The sequence below is a fragment of the Xanthobacter sp. YC-JY1 genome (assembly GCF_021730305.1).
Taxonomy (GTDB): Bacteria; Pseudomonadota; Alphaproteobacteria; order Rhizobiales; family Xanthobacteraceae; genus Xanthobacter; species Xanthobacter flavus.
In genome coordinates this window covers 830,701-852,869 of the sequence record NZ_CP032674.1, presented here as the reverse complement: position 1 = coordinate 852,869, position 22,169 = coordinate 830,701, and the positions used below count along the sequence as shown (strand labels likewise).

Here is a 22,169-nt window from a genome sequence, read left to right as displayed (position 1 = left end):
GGCCGTGCCACGTGGATGGCCGGGACGAGCCCGGCCATGACGCGGCATTGTAGGATAGAGGCCGTGCGTGAACGGAGCAGCCTACGAAAAAGCCGGCCCCCCGGCGGTGGCGGGAGGCCGGCGAGTGGGCCCGGCACATGCGACGTCAAAAGGCGTCGGGAGGAGGCCGGGATTCACAGCGCGCGCAGGAAGGCGCCGATGCGGGCGAGGGATTGGGCCGCCTCCGGCAGTTCCTCGAACACCTGGAAATGGTGGCACATGCCGGGGAACACCTCGATCTCCACCCGCCCACCGTGCTCCGCGGCGCGGCGGGCGAGGAGGTGGCTGTCGTCGAGGGTGATGTCGTGCCCGCCCGCATGGACGAGCACAGGCGGCAGGCCGGAGAGATCGGCCAGCAGCGGCGAGGCGGCGGGATCATCAGGCCGGTTGTCGCGGCCGAGATAGGTGCGCGCCATGGCCTTCAACTGCTCGGGACGGGAGAAGATGTCCTTCTCCGCCAGCGCCGTATAGCTCTCCCCGCTCATGGTGAGATCGAGCCACGGCGAGAGCAGCACCAGCGCCTTGGGCAGCGGCAATCCCGCATCCCGCGCCCGCAGGACCGTGCCCAGCGCCAGCGCGCCGCCGGCGGAATCGCCCACCAGCGCGAGCGGCGTTTCCCCCGCCGCCACCAGCGCGCGATAGACGGCGAAGGCGTCGTCATGCGCCGCCGGAAAGCGGTGCTCGGGCGCGAGGCGATAGTCGAAGCCGATCACCCGCATCCCGCTCGCGCGCGCGATCCGCGCCATCAGGGAAGCATGGGAGCGGATGGAGCCGATCTGGAAGCCGCCGCCATGGCAATAGAGCAGCATGCGGGCGGCATCGCCCCCCGGCGCATCGAAGGCGCAGGCGGGAAGGCCGGCGAGGATGAGGGGCGTGCGCACCACCTCCGGCGCGCCCTCGCCCGCCCCGAGGAAGGCCTCGAAGCTGTCGCGGATTTCGGCGAGCGTCAGACCCGCCGCCCAGGCGGAGGTCGCGGCGGCGATGCGCGCGCGCACCCGCTCGAAGGCGGGTGCGTCGGAGGAAAGAGCCTCTGCCAAGGCCGCCTCAGTGCGTCGCTTCGGGCCGGTGCAGCACGCGCGTGGCCTTGGCCTCGTAGCGCGGCAGCTCGCCCTCGCGGTGGCACTCCACGTTCACGTTGATGCCGAGGCGGGCCTTGATCTCGCGCCGCACATCAGCCGCCGCATCCTCGCCGGGACGCTGCGAGGCGGCGACAGCCTCCACCGCCACGGTCATCTTGCCGATGGTGGTGGCTTCCTTGTCCACGTAGATCTGCCAGGCTTCCTTGGCGAGGCCGGGAATGCCGGCGATCACGTCCTCGATCTGGGACGGGAAGACGATGACACCCTTGAACTTGATCATGTCGTCGGTGCGCCCGATGATCCGGCCGATCTTGCGCATGCCGCGCCGTCCCGAGGGGCAATCGTAGGGGCGCGGGGAGAGGCGCACGAGATCGCGCGTGCGCCAGCGCACCACCGGCGAGGCTTCCTTGCGCAGGGTGGTGATGACGATCTCGCCCACCTCGCCCTCGGACACCGGCTTCATGGTCTTGGGATCGAGGATCTCGACGATCACCGTATCCTCGTTGAGGAGCTGCAATTCGTCGTCGGCGTGGGTGAAGGGCGTGGAGATGGCGAGGATGGGCCCGCCGGCTTCCGTGGTGCCGTAGATGTTGTGGCTCATGAAGCCCTCGGGCATCTCGGCTTCCAGCTGCGCGCGGAACTCGGCCGAGACCGACTGGCCGCCGAGGATGGCGACCTTCAGCGTCCAGTCGTTGCGCGGATTGATGCCCTGATGCTTGGCCGCCTGCACCAAGGTCATGAGCCACAAGGGCGACATAGAGGCGACGTCATAGGCATGGTCGCGCAGCCAGCGGGCAGCGAGCTCGCCGCGGCCGGGGCCGATGGGGAAATTGGTGCAGCCCACGGCGGAGAAGCCGGCATCGAGCGCCGGGCCGCCGATCCACAGGCCGTAGCCATAGCCCTGATAGGCGCGGAAGCCGGGCTTGACGCCCGCGGCGGTGAGCAGCCGCGCCATCTGGGAGGGCAGCAGGCTGTGCAGGTCGTTCTTCGTCATGCCGAAGGTCACCGGCAGGCCGGTGGTGCCGGAGGTGGCGACGAAGCGCTCCACCTTGTCCATGGGCACGGTGAGGAAGGGGAAGGGATAGAGGTCGCGCAGCAGCGACTTGTCCATGAACGGGGCGTTGGCGAGGCCGTCCTCGCTGGCGAGGTCCTCCGGCGTCATGCCGGCCTGCGCAAAATGCGCCTTCCAGGTGTCGCACTGGGCCAGACGCGCGCCGAGGCCGGCAAGGCCCTCGCGCTGGAGCTTCAGAATACCGTCGCGGTCGAGCGACTCCACCTCAGGATGCTGCATGTGGCTCCTCCCCCATCCGACCGTTGGAACACGCGGCTCTTGTGGCCGCTCTCGATTGGCAAATTAATAGACCGAACGACTGGTCTATGTAAACGGCGATTTTGATCTGCATCAACCTCCATGCCCGGGATGCCCGGCGAGGCTACCATGGGGAAGGCGGGGAAGGCACCTGCGACGGGGTTCGGGAGAAGGCCGGGGCAGCGCTCGCGTAGAAGAAGCGCGCGGCATCTCCCCGCCGTCATGGCCGGGCTTGTCCCGGCCATCCACGTCGGGCCGATTTCACAGGCGTTTCAGACCTGTTCCCGGCCAGACCACGTGGATGCCCGGGACAAGCCCGGGCATGACGGCAGCCCAAGACGAGCCACGCATCGTGCGCCCCGCGCTTTTGAACGGCTTCAGGAAGACCCCTCCGGTGCCCGCCGCCCTTGGCACCGTCGCCCCATGCGCTTATAGACCGAATGATCGGAACATTCTTGCAGGTGTGGCCGCCGTGGCGAGAACGCGCTCAGCCGAATACGACAACATTCACGACACCATCCTCGAACGGGCGGCGTCCGTGTTCGCGCAGCGCGGCTATGCGGCCACCTCCATCGGTGACATCGCCGAGGCGTGCGAGTGCTCCAAGTCGCGGCTCTATCACTATTTCACCTCCAAGGAGGCGATCCTTTCCGACATGCTGACCTCGCATGTGGAAAGCCTCCTCATGAAGTGCCGGCAGACCCTCTACGGCTATCAGGACCCGGAAGAGCGGTTCCGCCAGCTCACCCGCCTGTTCCTTGATGTCTATTCCGTCTCGCGTGACCAGCACGTGGCGCTGCTCACCTGCGCCGAGTTCCTCGCGCCCGAGACGCGCAAGGTGCTGGTGGCCAAGCAGCGCGAGCTGATCGCCTATGTCAGGGACATCCTGCTGCAGCTGCGGCCGGACCTCGCCCATTCCAGCACCGCCCACGTGGACACCATGCTGTTCTTCGGCATGATCAACTGGACCTATACGTGGTACCACGCCGACGGCGCCGTGACGCCAAACGAGCTAGCCGACCGCACGGTGGACCTCTTCGTGAAGGGCTACGCCAACGCCCCCGCACCGGCCAATGGCGGCACGCCCCACGCCAAGCCGGACGGCCGCCATGCGGCCCGGCATGAGGGGCGCAGCAAGGAATAGAGGGACGGGGCGAGCTCCCTGTGCAGCCGTCATGCCCGGGCTCGTCCCGGGCATCCACGTCGGGCCGATGGAGCCACTTCCGCAAAGCGTTCCCAGCCGCTCCACGTGGATGGCCGGGACAAGCCCGGCCATGACGAGGTGAGGGCAACGCGCGCTGTTTTCCGTCCGGAGCGTCGCCCCCTCACGCCGCCGACCGCTTCATCCGCGCCACCGGGTCGAATCCCTCCGCCGCCACCTCGTCCAGCGTCAGGACGGCGCCCGCCTCCAGCAGCTTCTTCGCCGCCATGTAGGTGCGCGCATCGTTGAGGGCATCCACCGCGATCATGCGCCCTTCGCGGAAATACCAGAGCGATTCGCCCCGCTCCGAGCGGCGGCGCAGCACCGCGTCGTAGCCGCGGTTGAGGCCGACGATCTGCAATTTCATGTCGTACTGATCGGACCAGAACCACGGCACCGGCGCATAGGAACGGGTTTGGCCGAGCATGTCGTCGGCGGCGCATTCGGCCTGGTCCACCGCATTCTGCACGCTCTCCAGCCGGGTCGGCAGGCCCTGGAACGGGAAGGACGCGCAATCGCCCGCCGCCCAGATTCCGGGCACCGAGGTGCGGCCGTGGACGTCCACCACGATGCCGTTCTCGCAGGTGATGCCGGCCGCGCGGGCGAGTTCGTCGCGCGGCAGGACGCCGATGCCCACCAGCACCGCATCCACCTCCAGGCGCGTGCCGTCGTCCAGCGTCACCGCCGCCACAGTGCCGTCCCGCGCCTCGACCCCGGCCACGCTGCGGCCTTCCAGGATGCGCACGCCGTGGCCCGCATGGAGCGCGCGGATGGCGTCGGACGTCTCGGCGCAGGCGACACGCTCCAGAATGCGCGCGGCCCGCTCCACCACGGTCACCACAAGCCCGGCCTTCGCCGCCACCGCCGCCGTCTCCAGCCCCACATAGCCGCCGCCAAGCACGAGGAGCCGCCGGCCGGGGCGGATCTCGCCTTCCAGCCGGTCCGCATCAGCGAGACCGCGCAGCTCATAAACGCCTGAAAGGCCGGAGAACTCCGGCGGCAGCGGGCGCGGGCGGGTGCCGGTGGCGAGCGCCAGCTTCGTCCACGCCACTTTGCGCCCGCCCACCTCCAGCGTGCGGGCCACCGGATCGATGGCGGTGACAGGCGCGCCCGTCACCACGTCGACGCCGATGCCGCTCCAGAACTCGGCGGGGCGCAGATAGAGCCGGTCCACCGTCCACTCCCGCTTGAGATAGGCCTTGGAGAGCGGCGGGCGCTGATAGGGCGGGTGCGGCTCGTCGCCGAAGAGGGTCAGCGCACCCGAATAGCCGCCATGCCGCAAGCGCAGCGCGAGGGAGGCGGCGGCCTGCCCGGCCCCGACGATGCAGATGTGATCCTCACCGGCGTGTTTTTGGTCCATGGCGTCCCCCATTCTGGATATTTATTGACCGAACGTTCTGATTATTATAATGCCCAAATGCGGGTGGCAATCGGCTTTCCCGCGCGCCGTCGGCCCCGACGTTCGGCGCGTGGACGCCGGTGAAGCCCCCTCCCCCGGCCGCACAGACGGGCACCTCATGACGGGCATCACAGCACTCGCAATCCACCTGCCGCGCCTGCGCCTCCAGCGCGCCGCCATGGCCGCCGCCATGGGCTGGCTCTGCCCCCGCGGCGACACCCGCGGCGTCCGCACTTTGGCCTATTGGGACGAAGACCCCATCACCATGGCCGTCGCCGCCGCCCGCACCTGCCTCGCGCAAGCTGAGCGCAATGGAGTTCCCGAGGCGCGCACCGCCGTCCGCGCCCTCACCTTCGCGACCACCACCCCGGTCTTCGCCGAGCCGCAGCAGGCGGCCCTCGTCCATGCCGCCCTTCGCCTCCCCGAGGCGACCCGGGCGCAGGATGTGGGAGGTACCATGCGGTGCGGACTGCTCGCTTTGCATGCCGCTCTTGAATCCGCCGAACCGGCATTGCTGACAGCCGCCGATATGCCCCTGAACACCCCGGGTGGCACCGCCGAAATGCGCTATTCGGATGGAGGCGTCAGCGCCCTTGTCGGGGGCGGCGTCGGGGGCGGGCCGGACCTCCTCACCTATCGCGGCGGCGCCAGCCTCTCCGCCCCCTTCATCGAGCGCTACCGCGCCCCCGACCGGTCCCTCCCCACCGATTGGGAGGAGCGCTGGGTGCGGGAAGAAGGCTTCCTCGATCTCGTGCCCCGCGCCATAGCGGAAGCCCTTGGAAAGGCGCAGCTTTCCGCAGATGAAATCGACCATTTCGTCCTGCCCTGCGTCATCCCCGGCGCGGCCAAGGCGGTGGCGCAGGCGGCCGGTCTCTCCCGCGCGGAACTCGCCCAACCCCTTGATCTGGAATGCGGAGACACCGGCGCGGCCCATGCCCTCGTGATGCTGGCGCGGGCGATGGAAGACATGCGCCCCGGCGAGCGGGTGCTGGTCGCCCAGTTCGGCCAGGGCGCGACCGCCCTTGTGCTGGAGGCGAGCGACACCATCACCGGCTTCCCGGCCGCCGCCTCGGCCGCTCTGGCGGATGGCGTCGCCGAAGCCAACTATCTGAAACTCCCCATCTTTCGCGGCCTCATGCCGTGGGAGCGCGGCCTGCGCGGACGCTTCCCGGTCAACGAGGCGCTGACCACGGCCTACCGCAATTCCGAGGCCCTGCTGGGCTTTGTCGGCGGCCGCAGCCCCGAGACCGGGCAGGTGCAGTTTCCCCCCTCCCGCCTTGCCGTGTCGGAGGCGGGTTTCTTCGCGGAAACCCAGCAGCCATGGCCCCTTGCGGACCTCGGCGGCACGGTCGCCACCGCCACCGCCGACCGCCTCGCTTTCTCCCGCAGCCCGCCCAATTGCTATGGCCTCATCGACATCCCCGGCGGCGCCCGCCTGATGATGGACTTCACCGACCCCGACGCAGAGCGCCTCTCGCCCGGCGATGCGGTCCGTTTCGTCTTTCGCATCAAGGATCTGGACGAGCGCACCGGCTTCCGCCGCTATTTCTGGAAGGCGGTCGCGGCCCCCGCGTCGCCCGCCGCAGCCTGACCGGAGGGCGACAAAATGGCCAACGGAATCAAGGACAAGGTCGCCATCCTCGGCATGGGCTGCTCCCGCTTCGGCGAGCGCTGGGACGTGGGGCAGGAAGAGCTGATGGCGGAAGCCTATCTGGAGGCGCTGGGCCATGCCGGCATCGCCCCCGACCAGATCGGCGCGGCCTGGTATTCCTCCCATTATGACGACATCGGCGCCGGCAAGGCCGGCACCCCCATGGCCCAGGCCCTGCGCCTGCCGGCCATCGGCGTCACCCGCGTGGAAAACTTCTGCGCCGGCGGCACGGAAGCCTTTCGCGGCGCCGTCTATGCCGTGGCATCGGGGGCGGTGGACATCGCTCTGGCGGTGGGTGTGGAGAAGCTGAAGGACACCGGCTTTGCCGGCCTGCCCCCGGCCTCGCGCGGCACCTTCGCGCCCATGTATCTGCCCACACACACGAATCCCGGCAACTTCGCCCAGCTGGCGCGGGCCTATGGCACGCGCCACAACATCTCCGCCGGCGACCTCAAGCGGGCCATGGGGCACACCTCCATGAAGAGCCACGCCAATGCGGTGAAGAACAAAAACGCCCATCTGCGCAAGGCCATCACCGTCGAGCAGGCGGTGAATGCGCCGCTGGTGGCCGACCCGCTCGGCCTGTTCGACTGCTGCCCGGTGTCCGACGGCGCCGCCTGCGCCATCGTCACCACGCCGGAGATCGCGCGGAGCCTCGGCAAGACTCCGGTGCTGGTGAAGGCCATCCAGCTCGTCGCCTCCAACGGCTGGGAGGTGCAGAGCAGCGGCTGGAATGGCTCCTATGTCCACACCGCCCGCATCGCCGCCCGCCGCGCCTATGCCGAGGCGGGCATCGCCGATCCGCGCGCGCAGCTGAGCTTCACCGAGCTGCACGATTGCTTCTCCATCACCGAACTGGTGACGCTGGAGGATATCGGCCTCGCCGACGAAGGCACCGCCTGGAAGCGCATGCTGGACGGCGCTTTCGATGCGGACGGGGCGCTGCCCAGCCAGGTGGATGGCGGACTGAAATGCTTCGGCCATCCCGTGGGCGCGTCCGGCCTGCGCATGCTCTACGAATGCTGGCTGCAGCTCACCGGACAGGCCGGCGAACGCCAGCTCGCGAACCCGAGCCTCGCCCTCACCCACAATCTGGGCGGCGCGCCGGCGCAGAACGTGTGCTCCATCACCATTGTCGGTGCCGCCTGATCTGACCGTGGCGGCCCGCTGACTGCCCCGCCGCCCGGCACGCGCCGGCGGCGGGGTTTTTTTATTGGGGGCGAGAGACTTAGGCCTTTTGCCAGTCTGCGAATGTCTTCCCCTCGCGCACCAGTTCGGCGAGGAGCGGAGCGGGGTCGGAGCCGGCGCCGCCGGTGGCGTGGGCGGCTTCGATCTCGGTGAGGATGGTAGGAAGGCCGAGGGCGTCGGCCGCGTGCATGGGGCCGCCCTTCAGGCGCGGGAAGCCGTAGCCGTTGACGAAGGTGAGGTCGATGTCGGAGGGCCGCAGCGCGATGCCCTCGGCCAGCGCCTTCGCGCCCTCGTTCGCTATCACCGCCAGAAGCCGAAGCTGGATTTCTTCCGGGGTGAAGGATTTCGGCTGGATACCATTGGCGGCGCGGGCTTGCGTGATGATCAGCGTGACGGCAGGGTCCGGCGTGCGGTTGCCGTTTGCATCGTAGGCGTACCAGCCACCATTGGTCTTGCGACCCAGCCGCCCCGCCTCCACCAGAGCATCGGCGATGGCGACGTAGCGCTCGTTCGGATCGCGCGTCGCCGCCCGGCGCTTGCGCATGGCATAGGCGATGTCGAGGCCGGACATGTCCGATACCGCGAAGATGCCCATGGCGAAGCCGAAGGCCTCCAACGCCGCATCCACCTGTTCGGGGCTGGCCCCGTCCTCCACCAGATATTCCGCGTGGCAGCGGTACACCGCATAGATGCGGTTGCCGATGAAACCGTCGCAATTGCCCGCCACCACCGGCTGCTTGCCCATCTTCTTCGCCAGCGCGAGGGCGGTGGCCAGCACGTCCGGGGCGGTGCGGGTGGCTTTGACCACCTCCAGCAGCTTCATGATGTTGGCCGGGGCGAAGAAGTGCAGGCCCACCACGTCCTCAGGTCGCGCGGTCGCGGCGGCGATGGCGTCGAGGTCGAGATAGGAGGTGTTGGTGGCGAGCACCGCGCCCGGCTTTGCCACCGCATCGAGGCGGCGAAAGATGTCGGTCTTCACCGCCATGTCCTCGAAGGCGGCTTCGACGATCAGGTCGACATCGGCCAGCGCCGCATAGTCGCAGGCCGGGGTGAGGCGGGCGAGGCGCTCCGCCTTCCGGGCCTCGTCGATACGGCCGCTCTTCACCTGCCGGGCATAGAGGGCATCGATGCGCGCGACGCCGGCCGCAGCGGCCTCCGCATCGCGCTCCACCAGAGTCACGGGATATCCGGCGTCCAGCAGCGCCACGGCAATGCCCGCGCCCATGGTGCCGGCGCCGATGACGGCAGTGGATGACACGGACCGCGCCTTGGCGCCTTCCAGCCCCGGCACCTTCACCGCCTCGCGCTCGGCGAGAAAGAGGTGGCGCAGGGCCTTGGCTTCCGGGCTCTCGCGCAGGCTAAGGAAGGCGGCACGCTCGGTGGCGAGGCCGGAGGCGAAATCGCCGTCCCTCGACGCGGTGATGACGCGGATGGCTTCGGCGATGGCCGGCACGCCCTTGGCGCCCTTGAGCGCCTTGGCCGCGGCGGCCGCCTCCCCGGCCGGATCGCCGGCGGGGACCGGTCGGGCCGAGAGCCGGCGCTTGGCCACGGACGGCGCACGGGCGATGGCTTCGGCGAGCAGATCGCCCTCCACCACCGCATCGACGAGGCCCAGGGCCAGCGCCTCGCCAGCCTTCAGCACCCGGCCCTCGCACACCAGAGCGATCGCCTGCGCGACCCCGACCAGCCGCACCAGCCGCTGGGTTCCGCCCGCACCGGGGATGATGCCGAGCCGGGTCTCGGTGAGCCCGACGAGCGCCTTCGCTGACCCAAGCCGCAGATCGCAGGCCAGCGCGATCTCGCACCCGCCGCCCAAAGCCGCGCCATCCAGCGCCGCGACCACCGGCTTGGTGCAGGCATCGATCGCGCCCACCACCTCCGGCAAAAACGGCTCATCGGGCGGCAGCGCCATCTCCTTGAGGTCCGCCCCCGCGATGAACCGCCCCGGCCCGCCGCTCAGCACGAGCGCCGACACCGACGCATCGGCCTCCAGCCCCCGCACCGCATCCAACAACCCCTGCCGCACGCCGCGCGACAGCGCGTTCACCGGCGCATGGTCGATGTGAACCACCGCGACAGCGCCATGGCGGGTGATCGTGAGGGGGACGCTTTCGGCATGCGGGGGCGCGCCGCGCGGGGCCGCGGGCGGTTGCTCGGTCATGGGTCGCTCCTGAGGATGGCGTGCGTCGGCTGTGTCGCCGGGCCTTGCCGGCGATTCAAAGATTAAACGATCGATTTATTATTTCCAAGACGACAACCGGCAGGTCCGCAGCCGAAAGCCAGCCGCCTCATTCGCAACTGTAGCGGCCGTGGGGCTCGTTGCCGGCGGAGGCCATCGCGATGGAGGGGCTGCTGAGCGAGCCCTTCACGGTGAAGCTGTGCCCGGGCGGGCCATCGGGCGCCGTGATCGGACGCGGCGCCACGCGCAGGTCGATGCGGTTGCGCACGAGGTCCACCGTGCCACGCCCAAGCGCCTGAACGTTCTCGGTATTCACCACGATCACCGGATTGGTGCGGCCGACGCCCTTGTGGAACTGGAGGGGCACCTTGGCACAGCGCATCACGCTCTCCCCCTTCTGCACGGAGGAGGTGAAGATGCCCGCGAGAATGCCGACGCCGGCGAGGTCCAGAAGCCCGGTGCCGATGCGTCCGCGGCCGACGCGCCCGGTGAGGGTACCGCCGAGGGTGGCGATCGGGTTGTCCGCATCCATCCGGGTGGTGAGATCGAAGACGACGCTCAGCGTCCCGGACACCGAGATGGGCGAGCCGCGCCCGAACAGGGTCGCCAGCGGCCAGCCCGTCCCGGAGCCCTTGGTGCGCAGCACGGAGCGCCCCTCGCTCGCCATGACGGCGGAGATGACGCCGCCGCGATAGCCGATGCGCAGCGGATCGACCCGCAGGGCGCCATTGTTCACCACCAGACGCGCCTTGACGCCGGTGGCGCTGTCGCCCCCACCCTGCAGGCGCGTCGCGGAGATGTTCACGTCCGCATCCGTCGTGGCGATCAGGTCGATCTGGCTGCCGCCTTCCGGCTCCCGGCTGCCGATCACCTTGACCGACTTGCGACGTCGCTGGCCCTCCGGACGCATGAAGGCGAGAAGCTCGTCGGCATAGACCAGCGGCGAGGTGATGGTGCCCTTCACCACCGACCGGCCGCCGGGCGCGGCGAGACTGGAGAGCGTGCCGTCGATGCGGGTGCGGCCGATATCGGTGCGCCCCTCCATGGTCAGCGCATCAGTGTTGCCGCTGAGGCGGCCCTCGAACGTCACCTGCCCGCGGAAATCGGACGTGTCGCCGAAGGCGGCGGCGAAGGCGGAATAATTCGGCACCTTGAGCCGCGAATCCACCTGGGTGGTGGCCGCGACGCCGGGCTTGCCGAGATCGTCCAGCACGAGGGCGAGCGTCGCCGAGATCAGGTCGCTGCCCTCGATGCGGGCAGCGAAGGAATCCACCCCCAGCCCGCCGCCGGCATCCGACATGGAGAGGCTGCCGACGACACGCCCCAGCTTGTCCTGGGCCTCGGGCGGCAGCGCCAGGATACTGGCGACCGGAATGTCCACACCGCCCGCCAGTTCGACGCCGGCAAACCCGAGGATGTCGTCCACATTGCCCTCCAGCCGGGCGATGGGGCGGCTGGGCGGGCCGGCGATCACCGAGATGCCGCGGAAGGCCACATGCCCCGTCGCATCGCGCGTGACCGAGCGCACATTGATGGGGCCGATCTCCCTCAGGCTCTGGTCGAACGCATTGGTGGAGATGAGGATCTCGTCCAGCATCATGCCTTCGGCGCGGCTGCGGAAGTTCCCTGTCAGGCGGGTGACGACGATCTCCCGCAGGGAGACGGCGGGGGGCGCGGCGGTCGCGAGATCGGCCACCACCTTGAGGTCGGCGCCGGCGAGGGTGGCGAGGTCGTCGGCCTGGCCCGTGACGGAGATGCGCTCGCCGTCCGCCAGAGTGAGGGCGAGGTTGAGATCGTGGAAGCTGAGGCGGTCCGGCTCGGCCTTGAGGCGGGCGGTGACCTTGCCGGTGCCGTCGATGGAGGGAGCGACGCCCGCGAGGACGAGCGCCGTGGCGAGGCTGCCGGCCTCGGCATCGAGCTTCATCACGAGGTCATGGTCGAAATGCTTCGTCGGCGCCCGCACGTCGAGGCGGGCCGAGAGACCAAGGGCGGGGTTACCCGCGCCGCCGGGGGTCGACAGGGTGATCTGCGCGCCATAGGGGTGCTTGCGATCCTCCTTCTCCACCTCGAGGTCGAAGGCGAAGGCGAGGGTCAGGGGCTGGCCGTTCAGCGCGGCATCGGCAACAAGCACGTTGCGCCCCGCATCCAGCGCGCTCTTGAGGTTCGACACCTTGAGCTCGAACTGCCAGCCGGTCATCGCGTCGGTGAACCGCACCACGGTGTCGCGGATGGTGAGGTGCGGCAGCAGGGACAGCACGTAGATGGGGGATTCGAGCAGAGAGCCGGGCCGGGCCTGCTCGGCGCCGTCCAGCGGCACGTCGAACGCGCCGCCCGCCACGTCGAGGCTGTAGCGCAGGCCGCCGGTCAGAAGCTCAAGATAGGGCGGGATCGCGATGGCGAGATGATCAGTCCGGGCGTGGGCGCCATCGATGCCGTGGGCCTCTACGCCGTCGATATCGACGGCCGGATTGGGCCAGAGGCTGACGCTCACCGCCCCGCGCACGCTGACGGGTTCGCCCCACAGATGGGTCAACCCCTGTTCCGCCAGCGACCGGCGCAATCCCTCCGCCTGCGGCAGGTTGGCCGCCAGCACCAGCGCGAGGACAGCGGCGCACGCCAGCACCAGCAGGACCGCGACTGCCCGCCGCGCGAAGCGAAACATGACACCCTCCGCCTTGCCTCAACGACAGCAGCGCCGCCGCCCTCCCCGGCCCGAATGGGACAGGCGAAAGGCGCGACACCTGAAACTTTCGGCGCGCCGAAAGCAACCGGAGCCTGCCTTTCGCGGTCAGCCGTCCCGCATTCCGCCAGGGGTGCGGGACGGCCAGCCAAGCAGCGCCCAGCGATGTCAGTAACCCTGCGGAAAGGCCTTGTCGATGGAACCGAAGCTCTTGAGGCTGCCGGAGATGTCGCCGCTCAGCCCGGCGGCATAGGGGTCCACGGCGAGGATTTCCCGGGACTCCGGCTTGAACTTGGCGAGGTCCACCCAGAACACGTTCGGGCTGTTGACCGGCATCACATAATAGACCTTGTGAGTGTGATCGCTCAGCGTCGCCCAGCGGGTCGGCCAGGCGTCCGCGGATTCACCCCCAGATGTGTCCACCGCGCCGAACGGCACGGCCACCGTGCGCACCACGCCGGTGAGGTGACCCAGCGCTTCCTCGGTCCCGGCCGGCTTGGGTAGGGTCTTGAGGTAGGACGAGGCCCGCACGAAGCGGCTCATGGGGTCGATGTCGCCGGGCATCGCGAGGGTGCCGCCGAACAGCTTGTAGCGCTTGAGGTTGGCGAGCTGCTCGTCGAGGGGCGGCTCGTTGGTCATCACGGTCACGTCCTTGCCGTGATGGATCTCCAGCTTGCCGCCGACAAACTCCAGCACGGCGCTGTCGCCCGACGCATCCTCGATGGCGAGGTGCAGCGGCCATTCGCGCCCATGCGCCACCGTCGAGACGACGCGCACCTTCTTCAGCCCTTCCAGGGCCTCGGAAACGCTGCTGAAATTGTCCAGCACGAACTGGGGCCACAGCAGGTTGGAGACACCGGGCCGCTGGTCCACGGGCTCGTGCTCGGCCCCGTGCAGATAGAGCAGATGCGCGCTGAGGCCGGCTTCGTTGATGCCGTCGCTGGTGGCCGTGTCCAGCCCGGTCAGGACCGCGCTGGCGTATTTCGACGTCCAGGTCGCCGCATTGGCGTCGGGAACGCCGCGGCGGGCGATGCCGCGCGGCAAATAGACGAGGCGCGGCTTGTCGTCGATGTAGAGGTCCATGGTGCGCCCCGACACCACCGCCTGACCGTTGGTGTTCCACAGGATGAGGCTGCACGCCATGGCGACATGGCTGGTATCGAGGCAGGCAACGAGCCCCGCGGTGACGGCGGCTGCGCCCAAAAGCATGACTTTGAGTTTCATATGCCCCCTCCAATGCCTGCAATATTCGCGAGAAGTGCCGGAGTATCCGTGACCTGAATCAACGCTGGACCGGCCGATGGTGGCGCCGCCGCAATTTATGGGATGAGGGGGGCGCCCTCCACCCGATTGGCATATGCGGAAATGCCGAAGGGATATGAGGATCAGCGGCGGGCGGACCGCCCCATGTCCCGCTCCCCCGAGGGCGGATGGCCGAAGCGGCGGGTGAAGGCGAGGGAGAAGTTGCTCACATGGGCGTAGCCCAGCCGGTGGGCCACCTGCTTCACGCTCAGCTCGCCCGAGGCCAGCAACTGCCGCGCCAGATCAAGGCGCCAGCGCACCATGCATTGCAGCGGCGAGGCCTCGAACACCTCGCGGAACACCTCGTTGAGCCGACGCTGCGACAGGCCGACGGCGAGGGCCACATCCTCGATCCGGGGCGGATGCGCGATGTCCGCCAGCATGAGGTCGCGTGCGGCATGCGCCTGGCCGCGCGCCACGCCGCCATGCGCGCGTCCCCCCTCGTCGAAGACCATGCGCAGCATCTCGGCCAGCATCTCGAAGGCCTTGCCTTCCAGATACACGGCCTCCATCGCGCCTTGGTAGGGATGGCTGCCCATCTGCTCGGCGATGGTCCGCAGCGCCGCCGAGGGGCGGGGCGAGAGCACGGCGGGGTCGAAAGAACCCTCCAGGAACCCGTCGATGGCGCCGCACAGGCGCTGCCCCTGCAGCATCTCGCGCAGCCGCGCCGGCGTCACGGCCATTCCCGCCGTCCTGTGCTCGCCCGCCGTATAGTCGAAGGTGGTCAGGGGATCCCGCAGGAGCGCACAATGGCTGCTGTGGGGGAGCACGGGGCCATCGAGCCCGGTCTGGTGGAGATACTGGTTCCGGCCGGAGAAATTCATCGCCAGCCAGAGATAGGGCTCGCCCGACAGCACCTCATAGGTGAGCGCCACCGGCGATCGGACCTTCGCGGCGAAGGTGTAGACCTCAAGGCCGGGGCGCAGGAAGTACTGCGGATACCGGACGTCGGCCACATCCGGCGGCAGATCGCGGTCTTCGGGCGGCAGTTGCAGTCCGTCGCACCCGTTGGGAAGGATCCAGCGGGATTGCGAGGCGATGCCTGCCTCCGCCGCGCTCTCATGTGTCACGTTGGCCCCGCCTGACACCGATGACCGGCCGCTTGCCCGTCCCGTCAACCGTCATGAAGAATAGGATATCACCTCCCGGCCGCCACCTGCTTCATGGCGTCACGGCCACGCCCGAGATGGAAGCCGCAAGGCCGGCGGCATGCCGCAGCGTCATTGCGCGGGCTCGCGGCCCTCGGCGCGACGCACATCGGCGATGGTGGTGCCGATCAACCCCTCCAGCGCCTCGGCCACGATGCGTCCCACCCGTGTCAGGGGCTTTCGCCCGTCCATGGCGATGGCCACCATCTGCGGCTCGGCGCCCTTGTCGCGCACCGGGCGGAACACCAGCGTGCCGGCGATCAGCTCGGGGGCGGCGTCGAGCTCCGAGGTGAAGGCCACATAGCCCTTCTCGCGGGCGAGGATCTTCACCAGCTGGAGCGAATTGGTCTCCACCGTCTTGCGCTCCTGCGTGAACAGCCAGCCGTGCCGCGCCTCCAGATAGCGGCGGATCATCAAGGCGCGGCTCTGCAGCACGATGGGATGGGCCACCACCTCCTGCAGGCTGATGGAGCCGCGGCTCGCCAGAGGATGATCCGGCGCGATGACGCAGCCGAAGGGCAGCTCCGCCGACCACAGCACATGGATGTCGCGCCGGGGCGAGAGATTGAAGATGGCAGCGATGTCGGCGTCCCCGGCCAGCAGGGCGGCGACGGCGGCGTCCGTACTCGCCACCTCCACGTCCAGCGAGATGCGCGGGTGGCGGGCGTCGAGGTCGGCGATCAGCGCGGGCAGGATGCCGTTGACGTGGCTGTCCATGGCCACCACCCGCACATGGCCCTGATTCACCCCCTGAAGCTGGCGCAGCTCGGCGGCGGTGCGCCGCTCGTCCGCCATCCAGCGGCGTGCGAGGGTGACGAGGGCGTCCCCGGCGGGGGTGAGGCGCATGCCCTTCGCCACCCGCTCGAACAGGGGCACGCCCAGCGTCTCCTCCAGTTGCAGCACCTGCCGGTTGATGGCGGAGGCGGCGACGTTCAGGTCCTTGGCCGCGCGCTGGATGGAGCCGGAGCGCGCCACCTGCTCGGCATAGCGCAGGGCCGCGGGAACAAGGGATGCCGGCACCGTCGCCTCCATACGCATTTTGCGTATGGAAAAGTATCAAATCTGCGATGGACGGCAATGCCCCGCACGGCGACACTCCTGGCGTCGCGGGCGATGGGGCGTCCCGATCCGAATGCACCTTTGAGGCTTTCACCATGAGCCAGTCCGCCGGGCACGCGCTGACGCTGAGGGGCATTTCCCACGCGTTCGGGCAGGTGGTGGCCGCGAATGCCATCGATCTCGACATCCGCCCCGGCGAACTCGTCTCGCTGCTCGGCCCGTCGGGCTGCGGCAAGACCACACTGCTCAAGATCATCGCCGGCTTCCTGCGCCAGACATCCGGCGACGTGCTGGTGGATGGCGCCTCCATCTCCCACCTGCCCACCAACCGGCGGCGCATCGGCATCGTGTTCCAGAACTATGCCCTGTTCCCGCATATGAGCGTGGCGCAGAACATCGCCTATGGTCCCATCGCCGCCGGCCGGCCGAAGGCGGAGACCGATGCGGTGGTCTCCGAGATGCTGGACGTGGTGCAGATGGCCGCCTTCCGCGACCGCCTCCCGCGCGAACTCTCCGGCGGCCAGCAGCAGCGCGTCGCGCTCGCCCGCTGCCTCGCCATCCGCCCGCGCATTCTCCTGCTGGACGAGCCGTTCAGCGCCCTCGACAAGAATCTGCGCCTGGACATGCAGATCGAGATCAAGCGCCTCCAGCGCCAGTCGGGCATCACCACGGTGATGGTGACCCACGACCAGGAGGAAGCGCTCGGCATGTCCGACCGCATCGCCGTGCTCTCGCGCGGCAACCTCGAGCAGTTCGCCCCGCCCTCGGACATCTACGACCGGCCGGCCTCCCTGTTCGTGAACACCTTCGTCGGCACCGCCAACCTGCTCAGGGCCACGGTGGCCGGCATCTCGGCCTCGGGCGCGGCGGTGCGGCTGGCCGACGGCATGGTCATCGAGACCGGACGGGAGACAACCCTGTCCGTGGGCGCGGCGGTTCTCGTCGCGGTGCGCCCCGAGGGGATGCGCGTGAGCGCCACCGGCGGCGCGGGAGCCATCGGCGCCGAGATCACCGCCGTCATGCCCATCGGCCCCGCCCTCATCTACGAGGTGACGCTCATCGACGGCTCGTCGGTGAAGGTGGTGCAGGAGCGCGAGGCGGATGCCCCGCTGGCCGGACCGGTCTTCCTCCACCTCAAGCCGAACCGCATCACCGGCCTGTTCCCGGACCATTCGGGCGACACCCACAAGAAGGGGAATTGAGCATGACGTTCGAGATGTCCCGGCGAGCCTTCCTCGCCTCCGCGACGGCGGCCGCTGGCCTCGCCTTTGCCCCGCGCGGCGCCTTCGCCGCGGACGAGCTGGTGGCCGCCACCTTCGGCGGCACCTGGGCCAATGTGCAGAAGCAGATCCTCGCGCCCTATTTCGTCAAGCGCACCGGGGCGAGCGTGGTGCAGTCGCCCATGCTGGCCACCGAGCAGATCGCCAAGCTCACCGCCGCCAAGGGCAACCAGCCGCCCTTCGACGTGGCCATGCTGGACGAGGGCCCGGCGCTGGAAGCCATCGATGCCGGCCTCATCGCCAAGTACGACCCGGCCAAGTCGCCGAACTTCGCGGCGCTGAACCCCAAGTTCCAGGGCGCCTATGGCCCGGCCATCACCATGCAGGCCATCGGCATCGCCTACAATCCGAAGACCGTGAAGACCCCGCCGACCTCCTGGGATGACCTCTGGAAGCCGGAATACAAGGGCCGGGTGGGCATCACCTCGCTCGCCTCCACCCTCGGCCTCGCCTTCCTGCTCGACATCAACCGGCTGGCCGGCGGCACCGAGGCGAACATGGAGCCGGGCTTCAAGAAGCTGAAGACGCTGCTGCCGAACCTCGCCGCCGTCTCCGCCAATTTCGGCGCCCACGGCGCGCTGTTCCAGCAGGGCGAGATCGACATCGGCGTGCAGAACTTCAACTTCGCCGAGGAGCTCAAGGCCAAGGGCGTGCCCATCGAGTTCGTCCGCGTCGATACCGGCACCCCGGCCTGGAAGACCACCATGCACATCGTCGCCGGCGCGCTGAAGCCGGAGCTGGCCTATGCCTATGTGGACAGCCAGATCTCGCCGGACGTGCAGAGCGAGATGCAGAAGTCGCCGTGGAACGTGATCCCCACCTCCAGCAAGGTGCCCTATGCCGGGCTGGTGGCGGAAAAGATCGCCAAGACCCCCGCCGACCTCGACAAGATGGTGTTCTTCGACTGGGCCAAGGTGAACCAGAACCGCGCCGCCTGGACCCAGCAGTTCAACCGCGACATCCGGGTGTGACCATGGCGGGCGCCCTCGATCCAAAACCCAGGGACTGGGCGCTCGCGCTGCCGCTTGCGGCCTTCTTCGCGCTGTTCTTCATCGCGCCGCTCGGCCTGCTCGTCGCCATCAGCTTCGAGACCGAGCGGCAGATGACCGGCACGCTGGGCCTCGGCCAGTATGCCGCCTTCCTCTCCGACGGGCTCAACCTCGCCGTACTGCGCGACACCCTGCTGGTGGGGGCGAAGGCGACGCTCCTGTGCCTGCTGTTCGGCTATCCGCTGGCGTGGCTGTGCACGAAGGTTTCGGCCCGCTGGCAGGCGGTGCTCATCTTCCTCGTGGTGCTGCCCATCGTCACCAGCGTGGTGGTGCGCACCTTCGCGTGGATCGTCATTCTCGGCCGCCACGGCATCGTCAACGAGACGATCCTCGCCCTCGGCCTTTCCGCCCAGCCGCTCAAGCTGCTGTTCAGCGAGACCGGCGTCGTCATCGTACTGGCGCAGGTGCAGATGCCACTCATGGTGCTGCCCCTCATCACCACGCTCCAGCGCATCGATCCCAATCTGGAAAGCGCCTCGCGGGCGCTGGGGGCGGGAGCCTGGCGCACCTTCTTCAAGGTCACGCTGCCCCTGTCGCTGCCCGGCATCATCGCCGGCACCATCCTCACCTACACCGCCTGCGTGACGGCCTTCGTTACCCAGTCGCTCATCGGCGGCTCGCGGCTGCTCTTCATGCCCATGATGATCTTCCAGCAGGCCATGGACCTGCAGAACTGGCCCTTCGCCGCCGCCGTCTCGGTCATCTTCATGGTCTCGGTGCTGCTCATCGTCGCCATGCTGGTGGCGCTCTCGCGCAGCCGCGCGGCCCGGCTCTACGGCTAGGAGACAAGCCATGCTCCGCGACTGGCAGACCCTCTCCTTCAACGCCGTGTTCGGCCTCCTCTCCCTCATCTCCGTCATCGTGCTGGCGGGGCCGACACTGGTCATCCTCATCCTCTCCTTCACCGGAGAGGAGGCGCTGCACTTCCCGCCCGCCAGCTATTCGCTGCGCTGGTATGCGGCGCTCATCGACGCCAACGAATTGCAGGCCGCCTTGTGGGTGAGCCTGAAGGTGGCCGTCATCAGCGTGTCCGCCTGCGTCGTGCTGGGCGTGGCCGCCGCCCTCGGCATCGCCCGCAGCGAGGGGACGGTGGCGCGGGGGCTGGAGACGCTGTTCCTGTCGCCGCTGATCCTGCCGGCGCTGGCGTTCGGCTTCGCGGCGCTGATGCTGTTCTCCATACTGGGGATGCGGCCCTCGACGCTCACGCTCGCCATCGGCCATATCGTGGTGTGCGTGCCCTTCGTGCTGCGCACCACGCTCGCCAGCCTCGCCCAGCTCGATCCGGCTTTGCTCGACGCCTCGCGCAGCCTCGGCGCATCGCGCCTCCACACCTTCCGGACGGTGACGCTGCCGCTCATCAGCCCGGGCGTGGCGTCCGGCGCCTTCATCGCCTTCATGGCCTCGTTCGACAACGTGCCGGTGTCGCTGTTCCTCCAGGATGCCCGCACTCAGGTGCTGCCCATCTATCTGTGGGACATCATCCAGAACCAGCTCGACAGCCGGGCCGCCTCCGCCTGTGGCGTCATCATCATCGCCACCGTGCTGATGATGGTGCTGATGGAGCGCGTCGCCGGCTTCTCACGCTTCATGAAATGACCGGGAGACGGGACGTGCAGAACGACCTCCTGCGCCTCGACGCGCTGAACGCCATGACCGCCGCCGATTTCGCGGCGGCCCTCGGCCCGGTGTTCGAGAATGCCCCGTGGGTGGCGCGCGACGCCGCCGCCGCGCGCCCCTTCGCCACCCTCACCGCCCTGCACAAGGCGATGCTTGCTGGCATCGAGGCGCTGCCCGCGCCGGCCCTTGCGGACTTCCTCAACGGCCATCCCCGCCTCTCCCCCGAGACGCTCCGGCGCGGCACCACGGCGGAATCCACCGCCGAGCAGACCGCCCTCGGCCTCGATGCGCTTGACGCCGACATCAGCGCCCGGCTGGACCGGCTGAACGCCGCCTATGAGGCGCGCTTCGGCTATCCCTTCATCCTCGCGGTGCGCAAGGCCTCGCTGGAGACCCTGTTCGCCACCTTCGAGCGGCGCCTCGCGGCGAGCCCGGAGGCGGAGCGCGCGGAGGCGCTGGCGGAGGTCGCGGCCATCTCCTGGATGCGGCTGCTCGACCGCGTGCGCGCCGCGCCCACGGGCAGTGTCTCCACCCATGTGCTGGACACCGTGCGCGCGGCGCCGGCCGGCGGGCTGGGCGTGGAGCTGTGGCGGCGGGAAAGCGACGGCGGCATGACCCGCCTCACCTCCTTCGTCACCAACGCCGACGGCGCCTGCGACCACCATCTCCTCGGCGGCGGCGACCTTGCCGCCGGCACCTATGAGTGGCGCTACGACACGCCCACCTATTTCGCCCGCCACGGCTATTCCACCACCGCCCGCGCCTATCTCGGCAAGGTGCGCGTGGCCTTCACCGTGTGGAATCCGGAGGAGCATTTCCACGTGCCGCTCCTCCTCTCGCCCGGCGCCTACACCACCTATCGCGGCAGCTGAGGGCGATCTGGCGCGCAATGTGCTTCTGGCCGGGCAATGTCGATTTTTGTCGCATTTCCAACGACCCGCCCGACAGGAGCGTATTTTGCCGGCATTGCAGGAAACCCGCACCAGCGTGACACTGGCCCCCGCCAAGCCCACCGGGCTCGCCGACCTCGGCGTGCTGCCAGCAGAAGGCCTCGCGGTGAAGAAGGGGCGCGTGCACGAATTCCCGCAATTGCTGGCGGACGGCACCATCGGCCGGCGCTTCCAGGACCTGAAGGTCATCGCGATCAAGACGGAAGAGGCGGGCGCGCCGTTGGTGCGGCTCGTCGTGCAGTTCGAGGTGTTCGGCGACAACACCGCCGCAGCCGAGGCCGGCCCCGGCTTCGAGGCGGTGCTGAAGGCGGGCGACACGCCGCTCGCCACCTTCGCCTCCGGCAGCCTGTTCCTGCCCTTCGGCAATTTCTGGTACGCGAACCGCTTCGCCTTCGCCGTGCCCGTGGCGGATTTCGACGCGGCCGACACGCTGGACTTCGTCGCCAAGGCGGAAGAGGTCCGGCCGATCTGAGCGGTGAGGATTTCACCATGACCGGACCTCGCATGACCGGCCCCGCCCTCACCTATCCCTTCGTCCGGCGCGTGCCCCACCGCCTCCTCGGCGACATGCTGCGCATGACGCTGAGCGAGGCGCTGCACTACGACCTCACACTGGAGGAGGGGCGCACCCTGTCGCGCGCCTTCACCGCCGTGGCGCACGACTACCGGCGCACGGATATCCTCTATCTCAGCCCCATCGGCATGGATGGCGATTTCTCCGCCGCCGTCCATGCGGAGGGCGTGGACGTGGACACCAGCGGCACGCCCCATCACCTCAGCTGGGACGACGTGCGCGAACTCGCCGAGCGCCTCGCGGTGGAGTGAGGACCGGGAAGCCTCTGGCCCTGGAAGCCGGCGATAAAGGCCACCTGCCCATTCTCCTTGCCCGGCCCGTGCGCTACGAAAACGCCCTGTCCGGCGGTGACGTAACCGGCAGAGGTCCCGCTGGTTCTGAGAACCGCGGCAACGGGCGGCGCCGCATGTCGCAGGGGGCGGTGAGGGTCTTCGCCTTGCGGAACGGACGAGATTGACCGAGAGA

General features: G+C 69.1%; 18 protein-coding genes. 10 read left to right on the top strand and 8 right to left on the bottom strand.

Translation table 11 applies throughout. The features are described from left to right. Positions 1-173: 173 nt before the first annotated feature. Together D7006_RS04055 and D7006_RS04050 are read right to left on the bottom strand one after the other, a co-directional pair. On the bottom strand, positions 174-1,076 hold the full coding sequence (locus D7006_RS04055; protein WP_237355649.1) for an alpha/beta hydrolase: 903 nt from the start codon (positions 1,074-1,076) through the stop codon (positions 174-176). Between the two features lie 7 nt (positions 1,077-1,083). Further along, positions 1,084-2,409, bottom strand: a complete 1,326-nt coding sequence (locus tag D7006_RS04050; protein ID WP_237355648.1) for a phenylacetate--CoA ligase family protein — start codon at positions 2,407-2,409, stop codon at positions 1,084-1,086. A 490-nt stretch (positions 2,410-2,899) separates the two neighbouring features. Between D7006_RS04050 and D7006_RS04045 the strand changes: the two genes are divergently transcribed. Beyond that, positions 2,900-3,571, top strand: a complete 672-nt coding sequence (locus D7006_RS04045) for a TetR/AcrR family transcriptional regulator (RefSeq protein ID WP_237355647.1) — start codon at positions 2,900-2,902, stop codon at positions 3,569-3,571. Positions 3,572-3,752: 181 nt separating this feature from the next. Here the strand turns inward: D7006_RS04045 and D7006_RS04040 are convergent, their stop codons facing one another. Further along, positions 3,753-4,988, bottom strand: coding sequence for an NAD(P)/FAD-dependent oxidoreductase (locus D7006_RS04040; RefSeq protein WP_237355646.1), 1,236 nt, complete (start codon positions 4,986-4,988; stop codon positions 3,753-3,755). A 157-nt stretch (positions 4,989-5,145) separates the two neighbouring features. On the opposite strand from D7006_RS04040, the gene D7006_RS04035 reads away from it, so the two are divergent. Next, complete coding sequence (locus D7006_RS04035; protein ID WP_237355645.1) at positions 5,146-6,618, top strand: OB-fold domain-containing protein; 1,473 nt, start codon at positions 5,146-5,148, stop codon at positions 6,616-6,618. A gap of 15 nt (positions 6,619-6,633) precedes the next feature. Next, a complete protein-coding gene (locus D7006_RS04030; RefSeq protein ID WP_237355644.1) occupies positions 6,634-7,827 on the top strand; it encodes an acetyl-CoA acetyltransferase in 1,194 nt (397 codons plus the stop codon). Between the two features lie 79 nt (positions 7,828-7,906). Here D7006_RS04030 and D7006_RS04025 read toward each other — a convergent pair whose 3' ends face one another. The 5 genes from D7006_RS04025 to D7006_RS04005 all read right to left on the bottom strand — a co-directional run bounded on the left by D7006_RS04025 (position 7,907) and on the right by D7006_RS04005 (position 16,195). Beyond that, positions 7,907-10,027: a 3-hydroxyacyl-CoA dehydrogenase NAD-binding domain-containing protein gene (locus D7006_RS04025; RefSeq protein ID WP_237355643.1), complete on the bottom strand. Its 2,121-nt coding sequence runs from the start codon at positions 10,025-10,027 to the stop codon at positions 7,907-7,909. A 127-nt stretch (positions 10,028-10,154) separates the two neighbouring features. Beyond that, positions 10,155-12,707, bottom strand: coding sequence for an AsmA family protein (locus tag D7006_RS04020; RefSeq protein ID WP_237355642.1), 2,553 nt, complete (start codon positions 12,705-12,707; stop codon positions 10,155-10,157). Between the two features lie 186 nt (positions 12,708-12,893). Then, the gene (locus D7006_RS04015; protein WP_237355641.1) at positions 12,894-13,949 is read right to left on the bottom strand and encodes a linear amide C-N hydrolase; all 1,056 of its coding nucleotides are present in this window, start codon (positions 13,947-13,949) and stop codon (positions 12,894-12,896) included. A 161-nt stretch (positions 13,950-14,110) separates the two neighbouring features. Then, positions 14,111-15,097 carry an AraC family transcriptional regulator gene (locus tag D7006_RS04010; protein ID WP_237355640.1) on the bottom strand — a complete coding sequence of 329 codons (987 nt, stop codon included), beginning with the start codon at positions 15,095-15,097 and terminating at the stop codon, positions 14,111-14,113. A 150-nt stretch (positions 15,098-15,247) separates the two neighbouring features. Beyond that, on the bottom strand, positions 15,248-16,195 hold the full coding sequence (locus D7006_RS04005; protein WP_229646639.1) for a LysR family transcriptional regulator: 948 nt from the start codon (positions 16,193-16,195) through the stop codon (positions 15,248-15,250). 134 nt (positions 16,196-16,329) lie between these two features. Here D7006_RS04005 and D7006_RS04000 point away from each other — a divergent pair, with 134 nt between their 5' ends. The 7 genes from D7006_RS04000 to D7006_RS03970 all read left to right on the top strand — a co-directional run bounded on the left by D7006_RS04000 (position 16,330) and on the right by D7006_RS03970 (position 21,955). Next, the gene (locus tag D7006_RS04000; RefSeq protein WP_237355639.1) at positions 16,330-17,436 is read left to right on the top strand and encodes an ABC transporter ATP-binding protein; all 1,107 of its coding nucleotides are present in this window, start codon (positions 16,330-16,332) and stop codon (positions 17,434-17,436) included. 2 nt (positions 17,437-17,438) lie between these two features. After that, positions 17,439-18,485: an ABC transporter substrate-binding protein gene (locus D7006_RS03995; protein WP_237355638.1), complete on the top strand. Its 1,047-nt coding sequence runs from the start codon at positions 17,439-17,441 to the stop codon at positions 18,483-18,485. Between the two features lie 2 nt (positions 18,486-18,487). Further along, a complete protein-coding gene (locus D7006_RS03990; protein WP_237355637.1) occupies positions 18,488-19,345 on the top strand; it encodes an ABC transporter permease in 858 nt (285 codons plus the stop codon). A gap of 10 nt (positions 19,346-19,355) precedes the next feature. Further along, complete coding sequence (locus D7006_RS03985; protein ID WP_229646635.1) at positions 19,356-20,159, top strand: ABC transporter permease; 804 nt, start codon at positions 19,356-19,358, stop codon at positions 20,157-20,159. A gap of 14 nt (positions 20,160-20,173) precedes the next feature. Further along, positions 20,174-21,052, top strand: a complete 879-nt coding sequence (gene uraD / locus D7006_RS03980; RefSeq protein WP_237355636.1) for a 2-oxo-4-hydroxy-4-carboxy-5-ureidoimidazoline decarboxylase — start codon at positions 20,174-20,176, stop codon at positions 21,050-21,052. A gap of 115 nt (positions 21,053-21,167) precedes the next feature. Next, positions 21,168-21,602: a hypothetical protein gene (locus tag D7006_RS03975; RefSeq protein WP_229646633.1), complete on the top strand. Its 435-nt coding sequence runs from the start codon at positions 21,168-21,170 to the stop codon at positions 21,600-21,602. 17 nt (positions 21,603-21,619) lie between these two features. Next, positions 21,620-21,955 carry a hypothetical protein gene (locus D7006_RS03970; RefSeq protein WP_237355635.1) on the top strand — a complete coding sequence of 112 codons (336 nt, stop codon included), beginning with the start codon at positions 21,620-21,622 and terminating at the stop codon, positions 21,953-21,955. Positions 21,956-22,169: the final 214 nt, after the last annotated feature.